Source organism: Hyphomonas oceanitis SCH89 (assembly GCF_000685295.1).
Taxonomy (GTDB): Bacteria; Pseudomonadota; Alphaproteobacteria; order Caulobacterales; family Hyphomonadaceae; genus Hyphomonas; species Hyphomonas oceanitis.
Genome location: NZ_ARYL01000003.1, coordinates 168,290 through 183,493, shown reverse-complemented (window position 1 = coordinate 183,493; position 15,204 = coordinate 168,290). Strand labels below are relative to the sequence as shown.

General features: G+C 62.3%; 11 protein-coding genes. 8 read left to right on the top strand and 3 right to left on the bottom strand.

Going from position 1 to position 15,204, the window contains the following annotated elements:
* Positions 1–6: 6 nt before the first annotated feature.
* Positions 7–1,776 (bottom strand): acyl-CoA dehydrogenase family protein, encoded by a 1,770-nt coding sequence (locus HOC_RS03685; protein ID WP_035535918.1) that lies wholly within the window; start codon positions 1,774–1,776, stop codon positions 7–9.
* A 124-nt stretch (positions 1,777–1,900) separates the two neighbouring features.
* On the opposite strand from HOC_RS03685, the gene HOC_RS03680 reads away from it, so the two are divergent.
* From HOC_RS03680 to HOC_RS03645, 8 genes are all read left to right on the top strand, one after another.
* Entirely contained in the window at positions 1,901–2,635 is a 735-nt protein-coding gene (locus HOC_RS03680) for a YceI family protein (protein WP_035535917.1), read from the top strand.
* A gap of 16 nt (positions 2,636–2,651) precedes the next feature.
* Positions 2,652–3,872, top strand: a complete 1,221-nt coding sequence (locus tag HOC_RS03675; RefSeq protein WP_035535916.1) for a cytochrome b/b6 domain-containing protein — start codon at positions 2,652–2,654, stop codon at positions 3,870–3,872.
* Between the two features lie 37 nt (positions 3,873–3,909).
* Entirely contained in the window at positions 3,910–4,851 is a 942-nt protein-coding gene (locus HOC_RS03670; RefSeq protein WP_035535972.1) for an L-threonylcarbamoyladenylate synthase, read from the top strand.
* A 40-nt stretch (positions 4,852–4,891) separates the two neighbouring features.
* Positions 4,892–5,509, top strand: coding sequence for an FMN-binding negative transcriptional regulator (locus HOC_RS03665; RefSeq protein WP_051624491.1), 618 nt, complete (start codon positions 4,892–4,894; stop codon positions 5,507–5,509).
* Positions 5,506–6,915, top strand: coding sequence for an FAD-binding oxidoreductase (locus HOC_RS03660; protein WP_035535915.1), 1,410 nt, complete (start codon positions 5,506–5,508; stop codon positions 6,913–6,915). The genes HOC_RS03665 and HOC_RS03660 overlap by 4 nt, the downstream gene beginning before the upstream one ends.
* A gap of 60 nt (positions 6,916–6,975) precedes the next feature.
* Entirely contained in the window at positions 6,976–8,361 is a 1,386-nt protein-coding gene (locus HOC_RS03655) for an endonuclease/exonuclease/phosphatase family protein (protein ID WP_051624490.1), read from the top strand.
* Positions 8,362–8,701: 340 nt separating this feature from the next.
* The gene (locus HOC_RS03650) at positions 8,702–10,492 is read left to right on the top strand and encodes a DUF1800 domain-containing protein (RefSeq protein ID WP_035535914.1); all 1,791 of its coding nucleotides are present in this window, start codon (positions 8,702–8,704) and stop codon (positions 10,490–10,492) included.
* A gap of 23 nt (positions 10,493–10,515) precedes the next feature.
* Positions 10,516–11,931 (top strand): DUF1501 domain-containing protein, encoded by a 1,416-nt coding sequence (locus HOC_RS03645; protein ID WP_084146115.1) that lies wholly within the window; start codon positions 10,516–10,518, stop codon positions 11,929–11,931.
* 6 nt (positions 11,932–11,937) lie between these two features.
* Here the strand turns inward: HOC_RS03645 and HOC_RS03640 are convergent, their stop codons facing one another.
* Complete coding sequence (locus tag HOC_RS03640; protein WP_035535912.1) at positions 11,938–13,089, bottom strand: alpha-hydroxy acid oxidase; 1,152 nt, start codon at positions 13,087–13,089, stop codon at positions 11,938–11,940.
* 166 nt (positions 13,090–13,255) lie between these two features.
* On the bottom strand, positions 13,256–15,124 hold the full coding sequence (mutL, locus tag HOC_RS03635) for a DNA mismatch repair endonuclease MutL (protein ID WP_035535911.1): 1,869 nt from the start codon (positions 15,122–15,124) through the stop codon (positions 13,256–13,258).
* Positions 15,125–15,204: the final 80 nt, after the last annotated feature.

The following is a 15,204-nucleotide window of genomic DNA, read 5'->3' as shown; positions in this document are numbered from 1 at the left end:
CGGCAATCAGACCCCGAACAGCGCTTCGCTATTCTCCAGGAAGCGGCTGCCACCTTCGGTAATGCTGGCCACCTTGCCGGGCGCCGCTGCCAGCGCTGTCTCGGCAAAGAAGCCCGCCAGTGCCAGTCGCCGCGCCCGCGCTGCGCCGTCGCTGGTGCGGGCTGCCACGGCCGCCTTGGTCAGGAAGTGCCCGCCGATCACATCGCCTGCGAGTTCCAGATAGGCCGTCGCACCGGCCAGCGCCTTGTCCTGATCGCGGCTCTTCATCTGCTCCAGCATCCAGTCGCTGGCCGTGCGCAGCGCATCGGCGCCCGCCTTCAGCCGGTCAGCGATCTGCACAAGCTGCGGGTCATTCGTCGCCCGCGCCGCTGCTGCCGAAGCCTCGACCTCGCCCAGCATCACTCGCATCGACTCGCCATTCGTCCCGCTCAGCTTGCGCCCGACAAGGTCAATTGCCTGAATGCCGTTCGTGCCTTCATAGATCGGCGCAATCCGCGCATCGCGGTAAAGCTGCGCCGCGAGCGTCTCGTTCATGAAGCCCATGCCGCCATGCACCTGCACGCCCATGCTGGCCACTTCGACACCCATGTCGGATGACCACGCCTTGGCAATCGGCGTCAGCAGGTCTTCGCGCAGCTTGGCAGCGTGACGCGTTTCCGCGTCTGCCGCAGATTCGGCAAGGTCCGCCGCCACTGCGCAGGCATAACAGATGGACCGCGCCGCCGCGACGTGGGCGCGCATCGTGGTCAGCGTGCGGCGCACATCGGCATGATGCAGGATCGGCACCGGGCCATCGACGCCCTTGATCATGCCCTGCTTGCGCTCCTGCGCGTAGGCGAAGGCCGTCTGGTAGGCCGCTTCGCCCACCGCCACGCCCTGCAGGCCGACATTCAGGCGCGCCGCGTTCATCATCGTGAACATGCAAGCGAGCCCCTTGTTTTCCTCGCCAATCAGCCAGCCCTTGGCATTGTCGTATTCCATAACGCAGGTCGGCGAGGCATGGATGCCCATCTTCTTCTCAAGGCCGATACATTTGACGCCATTGCGCGTGCCCGGCGTACCATCTTCCTTGAGCAGGAACTTGGGCACGAGGAATAGAGAGACGCCGCGCGATCCCGCAGGTGCATCCGGCAGGCGCGCCAGAACGAGGTGGACGATATTCTCGGCCACGTCATGGTCGCCCCACGTGATGTAGATTTTCTGGCCGCTGATCGCATAGCTGCCATCGTCCTGCGGCGCGGCCTTCGTCTTCAGGGCGCCGACATCGCTGCCCGCCTGTGGCTCGGTCAGGTTCATCGTGCCGGTCCATGTGCCGGAGACGAGATTTGGCAAATAGGCCGCTTTCAACTCATCCGTCCCATGCGCCAGCAGCGCCTCGATCGCGCCAAAGCTCAACAGCGGGCAAAGGCCGAACGCCATGTTCGCGCCGTGGAACATCTCCATCACCGCCAGCGATAGGGCTTTTGGCAGGCCTTGCCCGCCCCATTCTTCCGGCGCAGTCAGGCCCATCCAGCCGCCATCGCGAAACGCCGCATACGCCTCGGCAAAGCCCGGCGCCGACTTTACGCCGTCCTCTGTGAGCGTCGCGCCTTGCGAATCGCCAGTCTGGTTCAGCGGTGCCAGCACGTCGCGCGCGAGTTTGGCTGCTTCGTCCAGGATTGGCGCAAGCAGTTCCGGGTCATAGGCCTCCAGCCCGGCAAGGCCCTCTAGGCGCTTCAAGCCTGCAACAGCTTCAAGGGTGAAAGCCATTTCGTCGAGAGGCGCATCATAGGCCATCTGGGGTGTCTCCGGATTGTGAATAGATGTTATTCGCGATAAGCAGTTACCGCGCCTACGGCCAAGGTCCAAGTGCAGTCCAGAATTACCGTTCTGCAATTTTCAGCCATCAGGAGTTATCCCCATGCGCCTTTTTCTAGCCTCCGTATCCGCCATCGCGCTCGTTGCGTGCAGCGGCCCAGCCTCGACCCCAGCCGAAACGGCTGAAACACCTGCCGCCGCTCCCGTCGAAGCGACACCAACCGCTGCACCAGCCGAGGCACCCGCTGCCGAAGTGAAATACGGCAAAACAGCCACCTACAAGCTCGACCCCACACACGCATCTCTGACCTGGCGCGTGAAGCACATGGGTCTGTCGAACTACACAGCCCGCTTCACGAATTTTGACGCCACGCTGGATTTCAATTCCGATGATGCGTCTGCCACGTCGCTGACCGCCACGATCGACCCGACATCTGTCGAAACCGATTATCCTGGCGACTTCAAGGCCGGTCACCCCGACAGCCCGTACAACTCGTTCGACGAAGAACTCAGCCAGAGCCCTGACTATTACAATGCCGGCGCGTTCCCGGAGATCACGTTCAAGTCCACCGATATCACCACAACAGGCCCTGACACCGGCACCGTGACCGGCGACCTGACCTTCCTCGGCGTGACCAAGCCCGTGACACTCGACGTGAAGTACAACGGCGTCGCCAACTTCCCTTGGGCGCCTGAAGAAGACCATATCGGCTTCTCCGCCACGGGCACACTGACACGCTCGGAATTCGGCCTGTCGGCTGGCACGCCTTATGTCGGCGACGAAGTCGAAATCGTCATCGAAGCCGAGTTCGCCGAAGTCGGCGCTCCGGCCGAATAAGGAACAACCCGACTTCATGTCCGCTACAAATACATCACGTTACACAGCCGTCGCGATCGCCCTTCACTGGGCGATCGCGATACTCATCCTCTTCATGATCTGGCTCGGCTGGAACATGGAAGAGAATGAAACACGCTACCAGCTGCATAAGTCGATCGGGATCTCGATCCTCATCCTCTCCGTTGCGCGTGTGGCATGGCGCGTGATGAATCCGCCGCCGCCCCTCCCGGCGGACATGAAGCCACTCGAGAAGACGGCATCGCACTATGTTCACATGGGCCTCTATGTCCTGATAATCGCCATGCCCCTGCTCGGCTGGGCCCTGGTCTCGACCTCGAAATTCCAGGTTCCGACCGTTCTCTTCGGCACGGTCAGCTGGCCCAACATTCCTTTCCTCGGTGGCCTGCGTGGCAACGAAATCGTCCACGCGATACTCGAAACCCTCCACTCAAAAGGCGCATGGGTTATTATCGGCCTGCTCGTCCTGCACGTAGCTGGCGCGATCAAGCATGAATTCTCCGGCGAGGAAGGCGTTCTGAAGCGCATGATCCCCGGCCTGTTCGGTAGAACGGCCCCGCCGCAACCGCCAGCGCGCGGTTTCCTTGTTGCCTTCGGTGGCTCGGCGCTCCTGTTCGCGCTGATTGCCGCTGCGCCGCTGATTGGCCGATCCTCCGGTACTTCCCCGGCGCCACAACCGCCTGCTGCGGAAGGTGAAGCACAAGCCGCAGCGCCTGCCGCAATCGAGGCGAACTGGACTGTCGACTACGACGCCTCCGAAATCAGTTTTGCTGGCGTCCATGACGGCAATGACTTCACCGGCACGTTCAAGGACTGGACAGCCGATGTGGCCTTCTATCCCGACGATCTGGCCAATTCTGCCGTCCTTGTCACGGTCCAGACGGGAACGGCTTCTACGCCCAAGAAGCTCTATAATGACAGCCTGCGTGCCCCGGAATGGTTTGACGTGAAGACCTATCCCGCCGCCACGGTCCGCCTGTCAGACTTCGCCAAGACCGATACGGGCTATACCGCGACTGCCACATTGGAGCTCAAACAGCGCAGCGTCAGCACGCCTCTCGCCTTCACGCTCGATATCGATGGCGATGTGGCGACGCTTAACGGCGAAGCAACGTTCGACCGCAAGGAACTCGATCTTGGCCAGACGTCCGATCCGAATGCCCAATGGGTGAAGGATGCGGTCAAGGTGACGGTCACCGGCAAGGCAACACGCAAATAGGTTCCGCCGCTCGCACCGCAATGCTATGGCCGCGCGCATGACCGCGAAGATCGTAACTCCGACGCCAGACGTGCTGGCCCGTGCCGCAGACGTGCTGCGAACGGGCGGGCTCGTCGCCATGCCGACCGAGACTGTCTATGGCCTCGCCTGTGACGCGGCCAATCCGGAAGCTGTCGCAGGCCTTTATGAGGCCAAGGGGCGCCCGCACTTCAACCCGTTGATCGCCCATGTCGCCTCACAGGCCATGGCGGAGCGCGAAGCCGTGTTCACCCCCCTCGCGCGCAAGGCGGCGGAGGCCTTCTGGCCAGGCCCGCTCACCATGGTCCTCGCCGTCGCTGCCACTGGCCAGACCTGCGATCTCGCCCGCTCCGGCCTCGATACGATTGCCCTGCGCCGTCCGGCCCACCCGGTTGCGCAGGCCCTGCTTGATGCGTTTGGTGGTCCGCTCGTGGCACCGTCCGCGAACCGGTCCGGCCATGTCAGCCCGACCACGCCGGAACACGTCCGCAGCGATCTCGCCGACAAGGTTGCCTACATTCTCGATGGCGGTCCCTGCGCGCGCGGCATCGAGTCCACCATCGTCGCCTTCACGGGCGAAACGCCCATGCTGCTGCGCGCCGGCGCCCTCGAAACCGCCGAGATCGAAGCCGTGCTTGGCCTCACGCTGGCCCGTCCCGGCGGCGGCTCCGGCATCACCGCGCCCGGCCAGTTGAAAAGCCATTATGCGCCCCGCGCCACGCTGCGCCTCGACGCCGCGACCCCCATGTCCGGCGAAGGCTATCTCGGCTTTGGCGACCACTGCCCGTTGGAGGGCAATCTCTCGCCCAGTGGCAACCTGGCTGAAGCCGCCGCCAACCTGTTCGCCATGCTGCGCGCTTTCGACCTGCGCTATGAGCGTATCGCCGTCGCCCCCATTCCGCGAACGGGCCTCGGCGAGGCCATCAATGACCGCCTCGCCCGCGCTGCCCATCGCGACTGATCCTCTCGCGCCGTCACACCACTCCTGCTAAGTCACACGCATGCACCCAGCCCGCCCCTTCCACGAGACCGATATCGCCACGCTCGTCGCGCGGGCCCGCGCCTATTCGTTCGCCCTTGTCTGCGCCACACAGGATGGCCGCGTCATGGCTGCGCATGCCCCCGTCCTGATCGACCAGGAAGACGGCAAGGTCGCCCTGCGCTTCCATCTCTCGGCCAATAATGCCGTCACGGCCGCGCTGCAGTCCGGCAGCCGCGCCCTGATCGTGTTTACAGGCCCCGATGCCTACATCTCGCCCGACTGGTATGGCATGGACGATCAGGTGCCGACCTGGAACTACCTGTCAGTCGAGGCCGAGGGCCCCGTCACGCTCTTGGACGATGCAGGCGCAACGCAGGTCCTCGACGATCTCTCGCACCTCCATGAAGCTCCGCTCGCGCCCAAGCCCGAATGGACGCGCCACAAGATGACGCCCGGACGTTTCGAGGCCATGCTGCGCGGCATCCGCGCCTTTATCCTTGTGCCCGAGCGTTTCGAAGGCACAACCAAGCTTGGCCAGAACAAGCCCGCAGAGGCACGCGCGGGTGTGATCGCCGGCCTGTCCACCCACGAGGGCGGTATCGCCATCGCCGAAGAAATGCGAAAACACACATCATGACAAAACCACCCGCCGCCTTCCTCGCCGCTGCCAAGGACCTGCTCGGCCCAAAGGGCTGGAGCGAAGATCCCGAACAGCTGGGCAAGGTCGCAACGCCGTGGCGCGGCTCCTTTACAGGCGAAACCCCTTTCCTCGCCCGGCCTGCCAGCACGCCGGAAGCTGCGGCACTCGTGAAACTCTGCGCTGCCCACCACGTCGCCCTCACGCCGCAGGGCGGCAATACGGGCCTCGTCGATGCCGGCACGCCGCATGGCGAGATCGTCGTCTCCATGACCCGCATGCATGCAATCCGCAGCGTCGACCAGTTCAACAATTCCCTCGTCATTGAAGCAGGTGCGCCGCTCGTCACCGCGCAACAGGCGGCCGAAGACGCAGGCCGCCTTTTCCCCCTTTCCCTCGGCTCCGAAGGCACAGCCACGATCGGAGGCCTGATCTCGACCAATGCCGGCGGCGTCGCCGTGCTGCGCTATGGCATGATGCGTGACCTGATCCTCGGCCTCGAAGTTGTCCTGCCCTCCGGCGAAATCTGGAATGGCCTGTCGGGCTTGCGCAAGAACAATACAGGCTATGACCTGAAACACCTGTTCGCTGGCGCCGAGGGCACGCTCGGCCTGATCACCGCCGCGACGCTCAAGCTGTTCCCGCAGGTCCAGCGCGCCAGCGCCTGGGTCTGCTGCTCCAGCACGGAAGACGTTGTCTCCCTCCTCGCGCTCGTGCGCCAGCATGCCGGCGACACGGTTACGAGTTTCGAGATCATCCCGTCCGGCGCCATCGCCATGGTGCTGGAAGACGTGCCCGGCACCCGCGACCCGCTGCCCTCAGACCTGCCATGGCGCGTACTCATGGAAGTCTCCATGGTCGACGAAGCCCATGCCCGTGATGCACTAGAGAAAGCCCTCGAAGCCGCCTTCGAACAGGATCTCGTGAAAGACGGCGTCGTCGCCGCCAGCAAGGCGCAAGCCCAGAGCTTCTGGCACATCCGCGAGACGATCCCGCTCTCCAAGCGCGCCTATGGCACATCGATCAATCAGGACATCGCCGTTCCCGTCAGCCGCATCCCGGCCTTCATCGAGAGCTGCAATGCAGCCGTCCTCGAGGTCGTGCCCAGCGCAGAATTCGTCATCTTCGGTCATGTCGGCGATGGCAACCTTCACTATTCGGTCTGCGAACCGGCTGGCGCCAATGCGCCCGTCCTCAAGGGTCACACGCCTGCCGTCACACGCATCATCTATGACCAGACGATGGCTCATGACGGGTCGATCAGCGCAGAACACGGCGTTGGCCGCCTCAAGCGCGACGAACTCGCCAACCTCCGCCCCCTTGCCGCCACCGAAACCATGCGCGCCATCAAACGCGCCATCGACCCCCTCGGCATCATGAATCCGGGGCGGGTGGTCTCGGTTTAACTCTTCAGTAACCAAACTTGCCGAGATGCTAACCATCGCAGAATGCGGAGTTGACGGGGCATGGCCTGGTATACCGACCTTCGGGACACACGCCTGTTCTCGCCCTCCGAGCGCGACTGGACATCCCGGCGCCTGCTTGATCTGCGCGCCCGCCTGAAGTCGGCCCTGCCTGATGGCGTCCCCCGCAAGACCAAGGATGCCTCGATCATTATCGGCACCTGGAACCTGCGCGACTTTGACAATAACAAGTTCCGCCACGGCCCCCGCCGCCGCGAAAGCCTGTTCTACATTGCAGAGATCCTGTCGGCATTCGACATCTGCGCGATTCAGGAAGTCAACGAAGACCTCTCGCCCATCAAGGATGTCATCCGCCTCATGGGGCCCGGCTGGGACTTCATCGCCACTGATGTCACCGTTGGCCCATCCGGCAACCGTGAGCGCATGGCCTTCGTCTATGACAGCCGGAAGGTGCGCTTCCGCAACATCGCTGGCGAGATCGTTCTGCCCAAGCACGCATTGTTGCCGGACGAACAGCAATTCGCTCGAACGCCCTTCATGGTGTCGTTCCAGGCTGGCTGGTTCAAGTTTTCCCTCTGTACCGTGCACATCTATTTTGGTGACGATGGCAAGGAGAGCGAAGGCTACCAGCGCCGCGTCAAGGAAATCGAATATATCGCCAAGGAAATGGCGGGCCGCGCCGAACGCGAGAACGAGAACTTCATCCTTCTGGGCGACTTCAATATCAAGAACACTGTCGACGAGACCATGCAGGCGCTGACAAAGGCCGGGTTCCAGCTGCCGCCAGACCTCTTCCCCTCCAACATTCTCGGCACGAAGTATTACGATCAGATCGCATTCCGCACGCGCAAGGACGAAGTCACGTTCCTGTCAGCAGGCGTCTTCAACTTCACCAAAACGCTGTTCACCCCTGAGCACTATGACCATTACGCACCGGTTCTGCCGACGCGCCACCGCGACCTCAATGCCGATGGCTCGCCCAAGGATCGCAACAAAGACAAGGACTATTACTCCAAACGCTGGCTGACCTGGCAGATGTCAGATCACCTGCCCCTGTGGGTCGAACTGGCCATCGACTTCTCGGACGAACATCTCCTGCACAATCTCGAACCGCAATTCGAGAAGGGCGATGTGCCGGCCCAAGTGGAATATACGGATGCGGAGGAGGTGGAGACGATCACGTCGCCACCCGAACCCGCAGAGCCCGTCGGCAAGCGCCGGTCGCGCAAACGAAAGGCCCCCCGTATCGCGGCGAAAGAGAAGGTCGGCACGATCGCGCCTGCCCCTCATATGACGCTCGGCGAGGCGTGGCGCATTTTCTGGTGGGTCGCATCGGGTAAGGCGGACGCGTTCAAACGCGAGCGCAAGAACCAACGCAAGGCGGAAAAAAGCAAGGCGTCGAAGCCCGCGCCAAAGCCGAAAAGCTAGCCTGAAATCCGCGCAAGACTGCTTTAATTTCAACCCTATAAATAATTAATGTTTCTACCTTGTTGCGAGCGGGAGCCCGTGCGAATCCCAATGGCTGCAGCAGTCATTAGGCGACCAATTTCGAGGCTTTGCCTGCGGCCCCCTGATATTCCTCAGATTTTGATGACATTAACTATTGCGCTTCTTGTCGGGGATGAGGCAATGAGCCCATCAGTTCAACTCCGGGCATGGACAGAATGTCACGAAAGCCCAATGGGGACAGCGGATTCTAACCAATCCTTCAGTTCACGAATGCCGGAGAAGCCGCAATACACGTTGAGCAAGTGTAGAGGGATTTTCAATGAAACAGCGGTCGCGCAAATATGTGCAGACAGTCGCCGCAAGCTTCGTGTTTGCGAGCCTCGTCGCGAGCTGCGGCGGTGGTGGCAGTGACGGTGGCACAGGCGGCGGCATAGATACGCCGAACCCGCCCACCACGCCGGGCTCGCCGCCTCCCCCTCCTCCTCCGCCACCTCCCCCCCCGTCGCCACCTCCTCCGCCCACCACGGGCCCGACGCCGACCGGGACATATGACACGCGGATCGACAACAGGGTCGAGGCCCAGCAATGGCTGGGACGGGCAACCTTTGGTGGTGACTTTTCAAGCATCGTGTCGCTCGTCGGTACTGATGCGGAAGACTGGCTGCAGGCTGAAATCGACAAGCCGGCGTCGCTCTACCTGAGTGACCTGCTCGCCCGCCGGGATAGTGGCGAGAATATCGACGGTTACAAGCATCGCGATATACTCTGGGACAACATGATTGCCGGCAATGACCAGCTGCGCACCCGCATGCTGTTTGCCCTGTCCCAACTGTTCGTCGTCTCGGATGACACCGCCTACAACGCAACGCCGCAAATTGCCTATTACATGGACGTGCTGTCGAAGAATGCCTTCGGCAACTTCCGTGACCTCCTGGAGGAAGTGACCTATTCCAGCGCCATGGCGCGCTACCTCACCTACTGGCGCAACGAAAAGGGCGATCCGATAACCGGCCGCATGCCGGACGAGAACTATGCCCGCGAAGTCATGCAGCTCTTCACCATCGGCGTTGTCGAACTGAATCAGGATGGCACACCGAAACTGGTCAATGGCAAGCAGGTCGAAACCTTCACCAATGACGATGTCGAAGGCCTCGCAAAAGTCTTTACCGGCCTCAGCTGGGCCGGCCCCAATTTCTATCAGGAAGACGCAAACTCGCAGTACAAGCGACTCGTCATGTTCGATTACATGCATTCGTCTGAAGAGAAGCGTTTTCTTGGCGTGGTCATTCCTCCGAACACGGGTGGCGACGAGAGCATCAAGATTGCCCTCGACACGATCTTCGAGCATCCGAACACGGCGCCTTTCGTCTCCCGCCAGCTGATCCAGCGCTTCACCGCAAGTTCGCCCAGCCCGGAATATGTCAAACGCGTCGCGGACGTATTTGACGCCGGTACGTTCACCGCCCTCAACGGACGCGTCTTCGGCACCGGCAAGCGCGGCGACCTCGAAGCCACAGTGGCAGCCATCCTGCTCGACCCGAGCGTCAATGACGCCAACAATTATGAGAGCGAAGGCAAGATCCGCGAGCCTGTCCTGAAGTTCGTCAACTGGGCCCGCGCCTTTGATGTCAGAAACATAGATTCGTCTCGTGAAGGCATGCTCGATGATACGTCATCGCCATCCACAGGCCTTGGCCAGCAGCCCATGCGGTCTCCATCCGTGTTCAACTTCTACCGGCCCGGCTATGTCGCCCCGGGAACAGAGACAGGTGCACAGGGACTGACCGCGCCGGAGTTCCAGGTGGTGAACCAGGGCTCAATCGTCAGCTTCATGAACTTCATGACGGCGTTCATCTTCGACACCAGCGGACCTGCCGACAATTTCATCCCGGATTACAGCCCGGAAATCGCTATTGCCGACGATGCTCAGGCGCTAACCGACTATCTCGACCTCCTGCTCACCGGCAACACGATGACGGATGCGGCAAAGGCCGACATCGTTGATGCCGTCTCCTCCATACCCGTTGCGTCTGATTCCGACCGCGAGAAACGTGCCAAGCTCGCCGCCTTCATGACGATCACCTCATCCGCTTACGCCATCCAGCGATAGCTCCAGATTCAGGGATAACCAGAATGGCTAAAATGAATCGCCGCCACTTTCTCCAGGCCGGAGCCGCGACAGGCTTTCTTGCCGGCACCGGCGTCCTCAGCACGCTGACCAGCGGCAAGGCCTTTGCTGCCAGCACGTCCGGATACAAGGCGCTCGTCTGCATCTTCCTCAAAGGCGGCATGGATCATGCGGATACAGTCTTCCCGCGCGATGTGGCCTCCTACGACCTGCTGGCCAAGGCCCGGCCTGGCTTGTTCGGCGCCTATGGATCGGGCGGTTCTCGCGACCGCAGCAACCTCCTGCCCATCAACCCAACCAACGCCGCCAATTTCGGCTCGCGCCAGTATGGATTGCCGTCGCAATTGGCAGGCTTCCAATCCATGTTTGAAGCGGGCGAAATGGCCATCGTCGGCAATGTCGGCCCATTGATACAACCGACGACCCGCCCCGATCTCGAGAAGGCAACCTTCAGCCTGCCGCCACGCCTTTTCTCGCACAACGACCAGCAATCCACATGGATGTCGCTTGGTGTGGAAGGCGCGCAGTATGGCTGGGGCGGCGCCTTTGCCGATGCCGCCATCCGGTCCAATTCCACGATGAACCCGCTCTATGCGATGGTCTCGGCAGGCCCCAATGACGTGTTCCTTTCGGGCACGGAAGCCAGCCAGTTCACAACCTCTTTTGCCGGGGCACAGCAGGTAAAGCTTGTCGACGACATCTACACGCTCGGCGGCGAGTCCAAGTATGATGCCGCGCGGCGCGCGCTCGACGACTATGTCGCCAAGGCCAGCTTCTCCGAAGACAATCTCTATGCCCGCGACTATATCAGTCAGTCCGGCAATGCGGTCATCAACAACAATGCCTATGACGCCGCCCTCAGCGGCAAGCCGGGGCTCACGGCCACGTTCCCGGCGAGCTATACTGCCAACCAGCTGGCCAGCGTGGCCCGAACCATCAGCATCCGTGATGCCCTCAACGTAAAGCGTCAGGTCTTCTATGTCTTCATGGGTGATTTCGACACGCACAGCGGACAAGCCGGTCAGATACCTTCGCGACACACCGAGCTCTCCGAGGCCGTTTCCGCCTTCCGCACAGAGATGATCAACCAGGGCGTCTGGAACGATGTCACCCTGTTCACCATGTCGGAATTCGGCCGCACGACGATCGACAATGGCGACGGCACCGACCATGGCTGGGGCGGACACCACTTCGTCGCGGGCGGCTCTGTCGTCGGTCAGAAAATCTATGGCGACATCCCCACGCCGGATCTTGATTCCGATACGTTCACGTCGACGCACGGACGCCTCATCCCGAAAGTCTCGGTGGAGCAATATGCGGCAACGCTCGGTTCATGGTTCGGGCTCGACTCTGGCGAACTCTCTGCCGCCTTGCCCAACCTGTCGAACTTCACCGAGAAAAATCTCGGCTTCCTCACATAGGGCGCATCAGGGGCGGCACAGTCTCAGCAATGTGCCGTCCAGGTCCGCCACTTTCGGCACACCCAGCAGCGACAGGCCGCGCGTGACATCGGTTGCGAGTATGTCGAGCGCCCGCGTCACACCGGCTTCGCCGCCGGCCGCCAGGCCGAAGAGGTAAGCGCGTCCCAGCGCCACGCTATTGGCCCCGCGCGCCAGCAGCTTCAGCACATGCGCGCCCCGGCGCACGCCGCCGTCTGCAATAATCTCAACACCCGCACCGACTGCCGCGCGGATTTCCGGCAACAGGTCGATCACTGGCACGGATGTATCAATCTGCCGCCCGCCATGGTTCGACACCCAGACGGCACTTGCACCGCTATCCACTGCCCGGCGCGCATCCGCCGCCGTGCTGAGTCCTTTCACGGCAAACGGCCCGCCCCATTCATTGACGAACCATTCAAGGTCTTTCCAGCACATGGTCCGGTCGAAAAGGTCGTTGATCACGGCCATCACATCGCGCCCGCCCGTATCGACACTCTCGAAATTGGCCGGCCCGATGGGCGATGACGTGAACATGTCAAACAGGTAGCCGGGCTTCGCCATCGCCTGCGTCGCCGTCTTCGCGTTGATGCTCGGCGGAATCGAGAATCCATTGCGCGGGTCACGCTCACGCAGGCCTGCAACCGTCGCATCAACCGTCAGTATACATCCGGTATAGCCAGCTTCCTTCGCCCGTGCCATGAAGTCGCGCACGATACCCCGGTCTTTCCAGACATAGATCTGGATGAATTTCGGCACGTCGGGCGCGACCGCCGCAATATCCTCCAGCGTCTGACTGCCAAGCGTCGATACCGAATAGGCAATACCCGCCTTCTGTGCCGCCGCAGCAACCGCCAGCTCGCCCTTGCGCGGGTGGAACAGGCGCGAGGCGGCGGTGGGCGAAATGAAGAATGGCTGGGCAATCGTCTCGCCCAGCACAGTGGTGCTGGTATCGATTTGCGAACTATCGACCAGCGAATTCCATTGCCAGCCATAATCGGCAAACCGGTCGACGGAATGCCGCAAGGTCACTTCGTCCTCGGCCCCGCCATCGATATAATCAAACACCATGCGCGGCAGGCGACGCTTCGCCAGCGCGCGCAAGTCACTGATATTGATCGCTTGTGAAACCCGGCTCATGGGCGGGACACTAGGCAGGATTTACCCCGCGCGCAATCACACGAAAGGGCGCTTGCGCAACGTCAATGCCACAGAAAATACGCCCTGAAGGCAAGCCGATTTCCATGCGAATGTCATAGCTCACGATGTGTCCGCATGTGAACGCGTCGGCGCTGAAAGCCGATGGCTAGCGCCGCCCGAACAGGCGCTCTACATCGGCGAGCTTCAGCTCGACATAGGTCGGTCGACCATGATTGCATTGGCCGGAATGGGGCGTCGCCTCCATCTGCCGCAGCAGCGCGTTCATCTCATCGCCATTCAGCCGCCGGCCCGCACGCACAGATCCGCGACAGGCCATATTTCCCATGACTTCCTCGAACCGCTCCTTTAGCGCCAACCCTGCTTCATACTCTGCAAAATCATCCGCCAGGTCGCGGATCAGGCCGATCGCGTCCATCTCGCCGAACAGCGCCGGCGTCGCCCGCACGCACACTGCGCCCGCCCCAAATGCCTCGATCTCCAGCCCCAGCTCGGCCAGCTCACCCGCCCGCTCCAGCACGCGCGCTGCCTCGTCCTCGGTCAGCTCCACCACGTCAGGAATGAGTAGCGCCTGTCGCTTCACGCCGCCCGCCGCCATCTGGCGCTTCATGTCCTCATAGACCAGGCGCTCATGCGCCGCATGCTGGTCAACAATCACAATGCCATCCGCCGTCTGCGACACGATATAGGTCTCGTGCAGCTGGGCCCGTGCCACGCCGAGTGGGAAATCCACCTGTGCAGGCGCTGGCACCGGCTCTATGCGCGCCGTCGGTGCATTCTCTGCATCATAAGGCTGTCTTGGCGGCTCCGCGAATACGCCCGGCTGGTAAGCATCCGCCGGAGGCCTGGCCGCGCCGTAACCGTCATTCGCACCATAGGCGGGCCGCGACGCAAACAGCGCCCCGCTCGGCATCGGCGCCTCGGCCTTCGCCTTGCCCAACGCAAACCCCGCCCCCGTCGTCGAGGCCCGGTGCCCCGCCGCCGCCAGTGAGTGCCGCAGCGCACCAATCATCAGCCCCCGCACATTGCCCGCATCGCGGAAGCGCACTTCCGTCTTTGCCGGGTGCACGTTTACATCGACATATTCCGGGTCCAGCTCGACAAACAGCGCCGCCATCGGGTGGCGATCGCGCGCCAGGAAGTCCTGATAGGCCGCGCGGATCACGCCATTGAGCATCCGGTCCTTCACGGGCCGTCCGTTGACGAACATGAACTGCATCTGCGCATTGCCGCGATTGAGCGTCGGCAGGCCTGCAAAGCCGGTCAGCCGCACGCCTTCCCGCTCCGCATCGATCGCCACCGCATTATCGCGGAAGTCCCGCCCCATGATGGCGCCAAGGCGCGACAGCTGGCCATCCTCGCCTTCCGGTTCTGCCGCGTGTCGGAACAGGCTGCGCCCATTGCTTTCCAGGCTGAACGCCACGGTCGGGTTCGCCATGGCGAGCCGCTTGACCACATCCGACACGGCCATCGTCTCGGACCGTTCGCCCTTCATGAATTTCAATCGGGCCGGCGTCGCATGGAACAGGTCGCGCACTTCAATGCGTGTGCCCGTCTCGCCGCGCCCGGTAAATGCCGCCGGTCTTGGCCCCTCGATCCGTCCAGCCTCGACAAACACGTCCGCCGCGTCCTCACCAGTCGCGCGCGACGTGATGGTCATCCGGCTGACCGAGCCAATCGACGGCAGTGCCTCACCGCGAAAACCCATCGTGTGGATGTTCAGGAGGTCTACCCGTCCATCAGCGCCCGGCGCCAGTTTGGATGTCGCATGGCGTTCCAGCGCCAGCAGCAGGTCATCCGATGACATGCCACAGCCGTCATCCTCAATCGTCATCCGCTTCAGGCCGCCATCCTCGATGGCAATGTTGATGCGGGTCGCCCCCGCATCCAGTGCATTCTCCGCCAGTTCCTTGACGGCGGCGGCGGGTCGCTCGACCACTTCACCCGCCGCGATGCGGTTGACCACATCATGGGGCAGTTTGCGTATTTGCGGCTGGGGACGAACGGAATCAGGCATGCGCAGACCCTAACCCAGCAGGTGGGTTTTGTCGCGGTCCCGCATCAGGCCATGCCTGTCAGCGCGAAGTGTCGCGTTTC